Annotated in this window: 9 protein-coding genes; 2 read left to right on the top strand and 7 right to left on the bottom strand. The window is 68.5% G+C overall.

Annotation, left to right across the window (positions count from 1 at the left end):
* Window positions 1–114 precede the first annotated feature (114 nt).
* A complete protein-coding gene (locus ABZ857_RS17860; RefSeq protein WP_357044162.1) occupies window positions 115–774 on the bottom strand; it encodes a class I SAM-dependent methyltransferase in 660 nt (219 codons plus the stop codon).
* A gap of 92 nt (window positions 775–866) precedes the next feature.
* Here ABZ857_RS17860 and mscL point away from each other — a divergent pair, with 92 nt between their 5' ends.
* Window positions 867–1295, top strand: coding sequence for a large conductance mechanosensitive channel protein MscL (gene mscL, locus ABZ857_RS17855; RefSeq protein ID WP_357044160.1), 429 nt, complete (start codon window positions 867–869; stop codon window positions 1293–1295).
* 131 nt (window positions 1296–1426) lie between these two features.
* Complete coding sequence (locus tag ABZ857_RS17850; protein ID WP_357044158.1) at window positions 1427–1825, top strand: Scr1 family TA system antitoxin-like transcriptional regulator; 399 nt, start codon at window positions 1427–1429, stop codon at window positions 1823–1825.
* A 107-nt stretch (window positions 1826–1932) separates the two neighbouring features.
* Here ABZ857_RS17850 and ABZ857_RS17845 read toward each other — a convergent pair whose 3' ends face one another.
* The 6 genes from ABZ857_RS17845 to ABZ857_RS17820 form a co-directional block, all read right to left on the bottom strand.
* Window positions 1933–3909, bottom strand: coding sequence for a glycosyl hydrolase family 28-related protein (locus tag ABZ857_RS17845; RefSeq protein ID WP_357044156.1), 1977 nt, complete (start codon window positions 3907–3909; stop codon window positions 1933–1935).
* Window positions 3906–5477 (bottom strand): glycoside hydrolase family 13 protein, encoded by a 1572-nt coding sequence (locus ABZ857_RS17840; RefSeq protein WP_357044154.1) that lies wholly within the window; start codon window positions 5475–5477, stop codon window positions 3906–3908. Before ABZ857_RS17840 ends, ABZ857_RS17845 begins: the two co-directional genes overlap by 4 nt.
* A 52-nt stretch (window positions 5478–5529) precedes the next feature.
* The gene (locus tag ABZ857_RS17835) at window positions 5530–6519 is read right to left on the bottom strand and encodes a carbohydrate ABC transporter permease (RefSeq protein WP_357044152.1); all 990 of its coding nucleotides are present in this window, start codon (window positions 6517–6519) and stop codon (window positions 5530–5532) included.
* A gap of 11 nt (window positions 6520–6530) precedes the next feature.
* Window positions 6531–7454: a sugar ABC transporter permease gene (locus ABZ857_RS17830; protein WP_357044150.1), complete on the bottom strand. Its 924-nt coding sequence runs from the start codon at window positions 7452–7454 to the stop codon at window positions 6531–6533.
* A 231-nt stretch (window positions 7455–7685) separates the two neighbouring features.
* Entirely contained in the window at window positions 7686–9065 is a 1380-nt protein-coding gene (locus ABZ857_RS17825) for an extracellular solute-binding protein (protein ID WP_357044148.1), read from the bottom strand.
* 882 nt (window positions 9066–9947) lie between these two features.
* Window positions 9948–10958 (bottom strand): LacI family DNA-binding transcriptional regulator, encoded by a 1011-nt coding sequence (locus ABZ857_RS17820; RefSeq protein ID WP_357044146.1) that lies wholly within the window; start codon window positions 10956–10958, stop codon window positions 9948–9950.
* Window positions 10959–10961 lie beyond the last annotated feature (3 nt).

The following is a 10961-nucleotide window of genomic DNA, read 5'->3' as shown; positions in this document are numbered from 1 at the left end:
TGAGTTCGGTCAGGACCGAAAGTCCGACCGCGTCCGTTAAGCGTTCAGCTCGCGTCCGAAATCATCTTCTACTGCCGTGGGGCCGGCCGACGACGCCCAGCCCCCGGCCGGCGGTCAGATCCGTCTGATCGTCGCGAACCACGCCGGCGCGCCGTCGTCGTGATACCTCGTCTGAACCCGGTCCGGTTGGATCGCCACGACACTCCATGCGTTGCCAGGAGCGAACGCCGCCCTGAGCTCTTCCCGGCCGACGGGGTGCGGGCCGGTCTCGGGGCCGTCGTCGCTGAAGCACAACACGTACAGGGTTCCGCCGTGTTCGGTCACCGACGCGAGACTCGTCACATATCCGGACCGCTCGTCGCCATCGAAGGTATGGAACAGCCCGCAGTCCAGCACCGTCTCGAACCTGCGCCCCAAACGCTCCAGACGGAGGGCGTCGGCCGCGGCGAACTCCGCCTCGATCCCACGGTCGCGGGCCTTCGCCCTGGCGATCGCCAGTGCCGTCTCGGCCACGTCGACGCCCAGAACCGGCAATCCCAGCGAGGCGACGTGAAGAGCGTTCTCTCCGGTCCCGCAGCCCGCGTCGAGAACCGCGCCGGCGAATCCGCCTTCCGATGCCAGACGCACTACCGCCGGCTGCGGTCGTCCGGTGTCCCACGGCGCGGGACCGCCGTGATACGACGCGTCCCATGACAGCCCGGTCATCCGTTCATGGCTGGTCGGATACCGGCCACCGAAAGGCTCGCCGGCGAGGCTTTCCGATCGCTCCGGCAACTTCTTCCCCTTCCTTGTGTTGATCTTTTCGGGTCCGCAATCCGGGTCACACCCTTGCATCACGGGGGCAAAACCGGATAGGTCGTTGCCCCATGAGCGGATTCAAGAAGTTCCTCATGCGGGGCAACCTGGTGGAGCTCGCCGTCGCCGTGGTCGTGGGCGCGACGTTCAGCGGGCTCATCCAGGCTCTCGTACAGGACCTGATCACCCCCCTGATCGCGGCCGTCACCGGCGGGAAACAGCCCGACTTCTCCAGCTACAAGTTCACCGTCAACGGCGCGGTGTTCAAGTACGGCGACTTCATCAACCACCTGCTGACGTTCCTGATCGTCGCCGCCGTGGTCTACTGGCTCGTCGTCCTGCCGATGACCCGCTTCCTGAGCCTCTTCGACACCAAGAAGGAAAGCACCGAGAAGAAGTGCCCCGAGTGCCTGTCGGACATCCCCGTCGACGCCCGGCGCTGCGCCTTCTGCACGGTCGAACTGTCCACCGTCCCCGCCGCCGACAAGCCCCCTGTCTGACCTCTCCGCCGACCCGTCCCCTCCTCGTCAGGGTCGCCGCCACCTCCCGGCGGGCCTGCGGCATTGGCAATTGCCAGTGGCATTTCCCTGATGCAAGTGCCAGTGAGGTGCTCCGGCGTGTAGAGGTGCGGATGCGCCGCGGTCGGATCCTGTCGCTAAGCGATCCCCCGCGCTACTCGGCTTTCATCGACGAGGCGGCGCTGCGGCGCGTGGTCGCCGGTCCCGCGGTCATGGCCACCCAGCTCGAGCACCTCCTCGCCGTCGCGCAGGAACCTCATGTCACGGTGCAGGTAATCCCCTTCGCCGCCGACCGGAACGGCCGTGGGTGTGGCGAGCGCCAGCGTGGCCTCCGGGGCGATGGCGGGAATCGCCGCGACGGCGCTGCTCCATTCGATCGTGAGCAACCACCGAGACGGCTGAACGATCACCCCTATTGCCGAAGCCCTCGACGCCTGGTCCCGGAGATCATCCGGGCTCGGACACCGCGACGTCCGCCGCCTGCATCTGGGTGCAGGCGACGGACGTCCTGAACGATCACGCGATCAGCCTCAGTCTGCGAATGCCTGAGCCTCTGATGCGGGTGGCAGCCCCCCGTATCGTGCTTGCACACCGCGGGGAAAGCTCGTGCACCTCGTCGTCACCAGGGGGACGGGGCGGGCGGGGGGACGACCGGGGGCCGGTCGTCGCAGGTGATGGTGTTGGGCAGCATCCAGGGGGCGAGCCAGCCGCCGTCGTTGCCGCCGAGGTCGGTCAGGGAGAACTCCGATCCCGTGGGCGGGAAGTTGAAGGACCCGCAGTTGTTGACGCCCACCGCGCCCACGTTGCGGGCGTCCACGTTCTCGAAGGACGCCGAGCCCTTCACGCGGGCGCTGACCACGGAGGTGCCCGTGCCGTCGACCCGGATGTCCGTGAAGCGGACCTTCGGGATCGCGTACTGGTCCTTCACCGACCACTCGCTGACCAGCATGATCGCGTTGTACGTGCTGTCCAGGTAGTGGTCGCCGCTGACCTCGATGTCGGCGTCGATGTCCTTTTCCAGGGCGTAGAACCAGATGGCACCCAGGCCGATCTTCCAGTTCAGCTCGAACGTGCCGGCGCGGACCGTGGTGTTGCCGCTGATGCGGAGCTTGCCGGCGAACGGCTCGGCGCCGAACCGGGAGCCGGCCTGGATGGCGCTGCCCTCCCTGATCGGGTCGGCGATCAGGTTGTTCGAGACCGTGTTGTCCGTGCCGCCGTAGATCGCGATGCCGTTGGCGAGCACGGGCGTCTGGATCGTGTTGTGGTCGAACGTGTTGCCCGCGTCGGCGGTCTTGTCGGACCACATGGCGAGGGCGTCGTCGCCCGTGTTGCGGAAGAAGTTGTTCGACACGACCGAGCCCGTCACGCCGGTGTGGAAGTTGAGCCCGTCCGCGATCTGGTCGACGATCACATTGTTGGTGATCTTTATGTTGCGCATCGGGCCGTCGAACCACATGCCGACCTTGGTGTGGCGGATGTAGAGCCCGTCGACGGTCGAGTCGCTCATCGCGCCGCCGACGCCGTTGACCTGGTCGGTGTCGATCCGCTCGCGGACGTCGCCCTCGATGGCGAAGCCCGACAGGTGGACGTTGCGGCTGCCGCCCGCCGAGGCGTCCTTGCCGTAGAAGCCGACACCGGTGTGCACGGAGCCGTCCGGGGCCGGGGTGTCCAGGTCGGCCTGGCGGCCCTTGATGATCGTGTACCAGCTTCCGGCGCCCGTGATCGTCACGTCGTCCACGACGATGTGGCGGTTCACCTGGTAGGTGCCCGGTGGAATGTAGACCTTGAGGTGCGCCCGTCTGGCGAAGGCGATGGCCTTGTCGATCGCCCCGGCGGAGTCGCGCCTGCCGGTGGGGTCGGCGCCGAAGGCCAGCACGTTCGCCGCGACGACCTCGACGCGTGGCGGGCCGACGAGGTGCGAGTCGAGCAGGTCGACGACCGTCCACTCGGCGTTGCTCCCGGCCGGGACCGTCAGCCGTACGGTGTCGCCCGCCCGGTACGTACGGCCGAGCAGGAGGCGCTGCTCGTCGTAGAAGTGGTTCGGGCGGAACGGCTTGGCGATCTCCGGGGCCGGCGTGGTGGCGTTCGGCACGCAGGAGCACTCGGTGATCCACCAGTCGGGGTGCAGCAGCCCGGCGTTCGGGTCGTTGGAGAACGGATACTGGTTGTAGAGCCAGGCGTACTGCGACGTGAGGGTCATGGTGGCCCGCTTGTGGCCGTTCACGGCGACGTCGAGCGGCGCGGTGATGCCGCCGCCCCCGGGAGCGTCCGGAATGCTGTACCGCACGTTGATCGCGTTGGCCGCCTTCGGCAGGGTGAACTCCACGTACTGCCCGGGGGTCAGTTTGACCGCCTTGCGGCCGGACGCCTCCGCGGGCAGCGTGTACGCGTCGCGGCCGGGGCCGATGACCGTGCCGTTCGTCGTGGCGTTCTCCGCCTCCTGCTCGGCGAAGTCGACCGCGGCCCCGCGCCCGGCCACGAGTGCCGGGTCGAGGGCGGCCCGCGTTACGACGGGGGGCTTCGCCGAGGCGGACGCGGGCGTCTGTAAGACCACGAGCCCGGTGGCGGCGAGGGCCGCCGCCAGCAGGATCCTCATCGGGCCTCCTCGGTGATCCAGACGGCGGTGTCACTCGGGAGCAGGTCGCCGTCGAGGGGGCCGCTGGCCAGCACCACCGAGCCCTGGACCGGGAACGGCACCGGCTCCGCGCCGAAGTTCACCACGCAGACGAGGCCGGAGTCGCGGCGGAACGCGATCACGTCGTTCCCGGTCGGCAGCCAGGTCACCGTGCCGTCGCCGAGCAGCTCGCGCCGCAGGCGCAGGGCGGAGCGGTAGAGGCAGAGCATCGAGCCGGAGTCGGCCTGCTGGGCCTCCACCGTGAGGTCGCGCCATCCGGCGGGCTGGGGCAGCCAGGGCTCGCCGGTGCTGTAGCCGAACGGCGGCTCCTCGCCCGACCACGGCAGCGGCACGCGGCAGCCGTCGCGTCCGGGATCGGTGTGCCCCGACCTGGCCCAGATCGGGTCTTCGCGCAGGTCGTCGGGGATGTCCTCGACCTCCCACAGGCCGAGCTCCTCGCCCTGGTAGACGTAGACGCTGCCCGGCAGGGCCATGGCCAGCAGGGCCGCCGCCCTCGCCCGCCGCCTGCCCAGCTGCAGGTCGGACGGCATGCCGTGCTTGCGGTCGGCGTGGTCGAACGACGTGTCGGGCCTGCCATACCGGGTGACCGGGCGGGTGACGTCGTGGTTGGACAGCACCCATGTCGCGGGCGCGCCGATCGGCACGTGCGTGGCCAGGGTCAGGTCGATGCTGCGCCGCAGGGCGGCCGGGTCCCACGGGCACGACAGGAAGTCGAAGTTGAAGGCGGTGTGCATCTCGTCGGGGCGCAGGTAGAGGGCGAACCGCTCCTGGTCGGGCAGCCACACCTCCCCGATGAGGATCCGGCCCTCGTACTCGTCGCTGATCCGCCGCCACTCACGGTAGATCTCGTGGACCCCGTCGTGGTCGGTGTACGACTCCTCCACACTGTCGAGGTTCTTGACGAGCACGGCCGCCGAGTCGATGCGTACGCCGTCCACGCCCCGGTCGAACCAGAACCGCAGCACGTCGAGGAACTCCTGGCGTACGGCGGGGTTGTTCCAGTTGAAGTCGGGCTGCTCGGGGGCGAACAGGTGCAGGTACCACTCGCCGTCCGGCACCTGTGTCCAGGCGGGGCCGCCGAAGATCGACTGCCAGCCGTTCGGCGGGCCGTCGCCGACGCCGGGGCGGAACCAGAACCGCTCCCGGGCCTCCGAACCGGGACCGGCCGCCAGGGCCTCCTGGAACCAGGCGTGCTGGTCGGACGCGTGGTTGGGGACGACGTCGACGATCGTACGGATACCCAGGTCGTGGGCTTCCTCGATCAGCTTCTCCGCCTCGGCCAGGGTGCCGAAGACCGGCTCGATGCTGCGGTAGTCGGCGACGTCGTAGCCGCCGTCGGCCATGGGAGAGGGATACCACGGGTTCAGCCAGATGGCGTCGACGCCGAGATCCGCCAGGTATGGCAGGCGTGACCGCAGCCCCGCCAGGTCACCCGTCCCGTCGCCGTTCCCGTCGGCGAAGCTGCGCAGGTAGACCTGGTAGATCGCGGCCCCGCGCCACCAATCGGGGGTCGAGGTGTTGCCGGGCATGCTGAATACAACTCCTTACGGGTGACGAGTGATGAGCGACGGGGAGGGTCCGTCAGCCCTTGAGGCTGCCGGCGGTGAGACCGGCCATGATGTGCCGCTGGAACAGGAAGAAGACGACGATGGTCGGGATGCTCGCGATCACCAGGGAGGCGACCAGCACGTTCTGCGGCATCTGGGAGGAGAGCGAGGCGATGCCGATGCTCACCGACATCTTGTCGCTGTCCGGCAGGACCAGCAGGGGCCAGACGAAGTCGCGCCACACGTTGACGACGGTGAGGATGGAGACCACGCCGAGGATGGGCCGGGAGATCGGTATCACCACCGACCACAGGATGCGGCCCGGCGACGCGCCGTCGATCTCGGCGGCTTCGAGCAGTTCCCTCGGGATCGAGTCGAAGAAGCGCTTGAGCAGGAAGACGTTGAAGCCGTTGGCCGCGGCCGGCAGCCAGATCGCCCACGGCGTGTTGAGCAGGTTCCAGTGGAAGAACGGCACGTCCTTCACCGTCAGGTACGCCGGGAGCATGATGACCATGGGCGGGATCATCAGCGTCGACAGCATCAGGGCCAGCACGACCTTGCCGAGCGCCGGGCGGAGCTTCGACAGGGCGTAGGCCGCCGAGACGTCCACCGCGAGCGTCAGCAGCCAGGCGCCGCCGGCGTAGAGGGCCGTGTTGCCGAGCAAGGTGCCCAGGCCCAGCAGATCCCACGCCTCCAGGTAGCCGTCCAGCGAGAAGTGCGACGGCAGGAAGGTCGGCGGGATCGCGTTGAGTTCCTCGGTGGACTTCATCGCACCGGTGACCATCCAGTAGAGCGGGAAGACGAACGCGGCGGTGAAGCTCACCACCACGATCACCAGCACGATCCAGTAGATGGTCCGGCCGCGGGTCGTGTTGAGCTGGTGCGGCGAGACGGCGGTGCGGAACTGCGTGTTGAACGGCTTGCGGGGACGCCGCTCCCCGCGGCGCTCGTGCCCGGCGGAGGCGGCCGGCGTCCCGGCCGAGCTGTCGCGCGTCACGGTGACGCCGGACATCGAATTGGACATGGTCGCTCCCCTCACACCGTGTTGTCGCGCGAGACGCGCAGGTAGATCGCGGAGAACACCATGAGCACGATCATGAGCATCAGGCCGAGCGCGTTGCCCGCGTTGAGGTTGCCGAAGTTGAAGGCGTACTGGTACATGAGGTAGACGACGCTGACCGTGGCGTTCTCCGGGCCGCCGCCGGTGAGCAGGTAGGGCTCGATGAAGACCTGCATGGTCGCCACGATCTGGAGCAGCAGCATCACCAGCAGGATCAGCTTCGTCTGCGGGATCGTGACGTGCCGGATCCGCTTGAACAGGCCGGCGCCGTCGAGCTCGGCGGCCTCGTACAGCTCGCTCGGGATGGTCTGCAGGGCGGCGAGGTAGATCAGCGTGCCGCTGCCCATGTTCATCCAGGTGGAGACGATGACCAGCGAGATCAGCGCGGTGCTCGTCGAGTTGAGCCACTGCAGGCCGGGCAGGTGGAACAGGTCCAGGACCTGGTTGAACAGCCCGTAGTCGGGGTTGTAGAACCACTGGAACAGCAGGACGCCCACCGCGGGCGGCAGCATGACCGGCAGGTAGACCACGAAGCGCAGGTAGGCGCGCGCGTGGCGTAGCTCGTTCAGCACGATCGCCGTGACGAAGGGGATGCCGTAGCCGCACAGCAGGGCGAGCAGGGTGAACAGTGCGGTGTTGACCCAGGCCGGCCCGAAGGCGGGGTCGTTGACGATGGTGCGGAAGTTCTCCAGTCCCACCCATTTGGGCGGGTCCACGAAGTTGGTCCTCTGGAAGCTGAGGATGACCTCCCGGACCATCGGATACCAGGAGAAGAACGCGAAACAGATCAGAGCGCCGCACAGGAAGCCGTAGGCGGTCACGTTGCGCCGCACGGCGCGCCGCAGTTTCGTCGGCTGCCGCCGCCTGCCGCCCGCTGCCGGGATGCTCGCTGTGGTCATCGTTGTGAATCCGATCTCGACGTGATTGCCGGGGCGCCGGCCGCGAGGGTCACGGCCGCGGGCGGCGCCCCGGATTGGGAGTGTCTGACAAATGCGAGCGTGGATCCAGGCGGATGCGTCGCAAGGCCGAGGAGGAGGCCATAGCGGAGGAACGTAGCGAGGCGCCGCCTGGGCCACGCGCAGCGGGGCTTGGTTTGTCAGGCACGACCTAGGCCCGGATCATCAGGGCGGTCAGCCCTTCGAGGCCAGCAGGGAGTTGACCTTCGACTCGGCATCGGACAGCAGCTGGTCGATGTTCGCGTCCTTGCGGGTCAGCACGGCCGACATCGGAGTGTCGAGGATCTTGTAGATCTCCTGGGCGTACGGCCCGGGCTCCGCCTTCGGCGGGATGCCCTTGGAGCCCTCCACCCATCCGGCGAACTGCGCGGCGTCGATGTTCGCGTTCTGCTTGCGCAGGTCGGTCACGGCCTGGCCGGACGGCGTGTCCGAGCCGTACAGGTCGGGGTACGGCTGGCCGACGGTCAGGTTCGCGCCCTTGGCCCGCACGTAGTCGAACTGGCCCTTGCCGGGGGTGAGGAACTTGTACTCGATCCACTTGAGGCCGGCCTTGATCTGCTCCGGCGTGGCCTTCGGGTTGATCATGTAGCCGGCGCCGCCGTTGAACAGGGCCTTCGCCTCGGGCTGGGCGGTGATGGCGTAGTTCTCGAACTTGCCGCCGAAGTCGTTGCGCAGCGAGATGAGCACGTCGGGCGCGCCCAGCATCATGCCCATCTTGCCGCCGGCCATGGCCTTCATCAGGGCCGGCCAGTCGATGTAGAGCTGGGAGCCCATGCTGTTGTCGGTCCACCGCATCTGGTGGAGGTTCTCCAGCACGGCCTTGCCCTCGGGGGTGTTGAAGGCGGCCTTCTTGCCGTCGTCGGTGATGACCGACCCGCCGCGGCCGTAGATGGAGGCGGTGAAGTGCCAGCCGCCGACGTTGTTGCCGCTGTACTCGCCGTATCCGACGTAGCCGGGCCCGAGCCCGGCGATCTTCTTCGCGGCCGCCTGCACGTCCGCCCACGTCTTGGGCGGGTTGTTCGGGTCGAGCCCGGCCTTGGTGAAGACCTCCTTGTTGTAGACGAGGCCCATGCCGTAGCCGTCGGTCGGCAGGCCGTAGACCTTGCCGTCCTTCTTGAACAGGTCGATCGAGCTGTTGTAGTCCTGGAACGTCTTGATCTCGTTGACGTACGGCGTGATGTCGGCGGCCTGCCCGCTCTCGATCAGGCGGCCGACGTTGGGGAAGTTGACGTAGAAGACCGTCTCCAGCTCGCCGCTGGCCAGCTTGGGCTCGAAGGTGCGCGGGTCGTAGCAGGGGAACGCGTCGGTGACCTTCGAGATCTTGATATTGGGGTTCAGCTTCTGGAAGGCCGCCAGGTCTTCCTCGAAGGTCGCGCGCTCCGCCTTGTTCGTCTTCGGCGGCTCACAGTTGACTGAGATCGACACCGGCCCCGCACTGCCCGGTGCCGCGCCGGCCTTGTCGCCGCCGTTACCGCTGTCGTCGGTGCCGCACGCCGCGGCCGCTGCAATGGCAAGTCCCGAGACCAGCAGTATCGAGAGCTTGTGGGATTTCATCCTCGTTCCCTTCTGGAACCGCGCACCACGACCCGTCGAAGCACGCGGCTCGGGGCCGACTGGAGCGCCCCGATCCGCTCGGTTGCGAGAAACATACAGAGGCATGCAGGAGTGAGCAATAGTTCGTCATTAACTCTGCAAAAAAGTGACAGTGATTGGTCTGTCACTGGCACGCCATGCTCAGGCAGCGCCTCGGGAACCGGCCAGGCGGGACAGGACCGAGCGCGACGCGTGCACGAGCGGGGCCTTGGCCCGGCGGGGACGTACCACAGCGCGAAGAGCGGTGCCCTGGAGCCGGGCGAGGGGTGTCTTACGCGCTCACGAACGGTGCTTTGGCGTGGCGAGAAGGGACGCGCTCAAGAACCGGCGGCGCTCTGGCGGCGGGCGGTGCTTTGGCTTGTTGAGGCTAAACGCGCTCACGAGCCGGTGGCGCTCTGGCGGGTCGCGCGCTCACGGGCGGTGCTCTGGCGTGGTGAGGAGGGACGCGCTCACGAGCGGGCGGGTGCTCCGGCCGGCCGTGATAGTCGCGGTCCGGTGAGCCGCGGGAGCGGCCATCGCGGGCGCGGTGGTACATGGCACGGTCTTACGCCGGCCTCCGCACCCGCCCGCCCCCGGCGCTCCGCGCCGATCGGCGGGGCGGGGATTGAGTGTGCTGTCCGCGAGCGTTCACCCGGCTGGGAGCGGAGCGGAAGGGAGCGAGGACCGCAGCGAAGGCCCATACCGGGCCTCGCGGAAATTCCGAGCTTGCGAGGAATTTTCGTGGGTGGAGCGGAGCGGGCGTCGCGAGGACCGGAGGTTCCTTCTGGCGCAGTGACCGGCCCGCCCAAGCTTCATGGCAGTGACCAGGCCGTCCAAGGTTCATGACACGGACCAGCCTGCCCGCTACGAGCGGGGCGCGGGCGCGGTCGAGGCGCGTACGACCAGCTCGGGCTCGAACAGCAGCTCGTCCCCCGGCACGACGGCCGCGTCGATCTGCGCCACCAGCAGCTCGACGGCCGCCCTGCCCATCGCGTCGATGGGCTGGCGGACCGTGGTCAGCGGTGGGTCCACGCAGTTCATCAGCGCCGAGTCGTCGTAGCCGATGATGGAGACGTCCTCGGGGACCGACAGCCCCGCCCGGCGGGCCGCCCTGATCGCGCCGAGGGCGAGCACGTCGCTGGCGCAGATGATGCCGGTCACGCCCCTGGCGACCATGCGCGTGGCGGCGGCGTGCCCGCCCTCCAGCGAGAACATCGTGTGCTCGACGTGGTCCGGGCCGAGTTCCAGGCCGTTGGCGGCGGCGTACGCGCGGAACGCGGCGAGCTTGCGCTGCGACGGCACATGATCGGGCGGGCCGAGCAGCATCGCGACCTGGTGGTGCCCGAGCGCCATGAGATGGGCGAGCGCGATCTCGGCCGCGGCCACGTCGTCGCACGACACCTGCGGGAACCCGAGATGCTCGACCGCCGCGTTGACGAGCACGGTCGGCAGCTTGCGTTCGAGGACCCTGCGGTAGTGGCTGTGGGAGGCGTCCCCCTGGGCGTACAGGCCGCCGGCGAAGACCATGCCGGACACGTGTTGCTGGAGGAGCAGGTCCACGTAGTCGGACTCGGAGACGCCGCCCACGGTCCGGGTGCACAGCACGGACGTGAATCCCTGCTGGGCCAGCGCGCCCCCCACTACCTCGGCGAACGCCGGGAAGATCGGGTTCTGCAGTTCGGGGAGGACCAGGCCGACGAGCCGGCCGCGGTCGCCGCGCAACTGGGTGGGCCGTTCGTATCCCAGCACGTCGAGCGCGGTGAGCACCGCCTCTCTGGTGGCGTCGGAGACCCCCGGCTTGCCGTTGAGCACGCGACTCACGGTCGCCTCGCTCACGCCCACCTTCTTGGCCACTTCCGCAAGCCGTCGTGTCATGGA

It is taken from the genome of Microbispora sp. NPDC046933, from assembly GCF_040644635.1.
GTDB lineage: Bacteria > Actinomycetota > Actinomycetes > Streptosporangiales > Streptosporangiaceae > Microbispora.
Note: the sequence above shows the minus strand (reverse complement) of the source record. Positions and strands in the feature narration are given on the sequence as shown.

Excerpts from the sequence above, each read along its gene's own strand:
- ABZ857_RS17845 (WP_357044156.1), bottom strand. The coding sequence starts at position 3,909 with ATGAGGATCCTGCTGGCGGCGGCCCTCGCCGCCACCGGGCTCGTGGTC.
- ABZ857_RS17835 (WP_357044152.1), bottom strand. The coding sequence starts at position 6,519 with ATGTCCAATTCGATGTCCGGCGTCACCGTGACGCGCGACAGCTCGGCC.
- ABZ857_RS17830 (WP_357044150.1), bottom strand. The coding sequence starts at position 7,454 with ATGACCACAGCGAGCATCCCGGCAGCGGGCGGCAGGCGGCGGCAGCCG.
- ABZ857_RS17825 (WP_357044148.1), bottom strand. The coding sequence starts at position 9,065 with ATGAAATCCCACAAGCTCTCGATACTGCTGGTCTCGGGACTTGCCATT.
- ABZ857_RS17820 (WP_357044146.1), bottom strand. The coding sequence starts at position 10,958 with ATGACACGACGGCTTGCGGAAGTGGCCAAGAAGGTGGGCGTGAGCGAG.
- mscL (WP_357044160.1), top strand. The coding sequence starts at position 867 with ATGAGCGGATTCAAGAAGTTCCTCATGCGGGGCAACCTGGTGGAGCTC.
- ABZ857_RS17850 (WP_357044158.1), top strand. The coding sequence starts at position 1,427 with ATGCGCCGCGGTCGGATCCTGTCGCTAAGCGATCCCCCGCGCTACTCG.
- ABZ857_RS17840 (WP_357044154.1), bottom strand. The coding sequence starts at position 5,477 with ATGCCCGGCAACACCTCGACCCCCGATTGGTGGCGCGGGGCCGCGATC.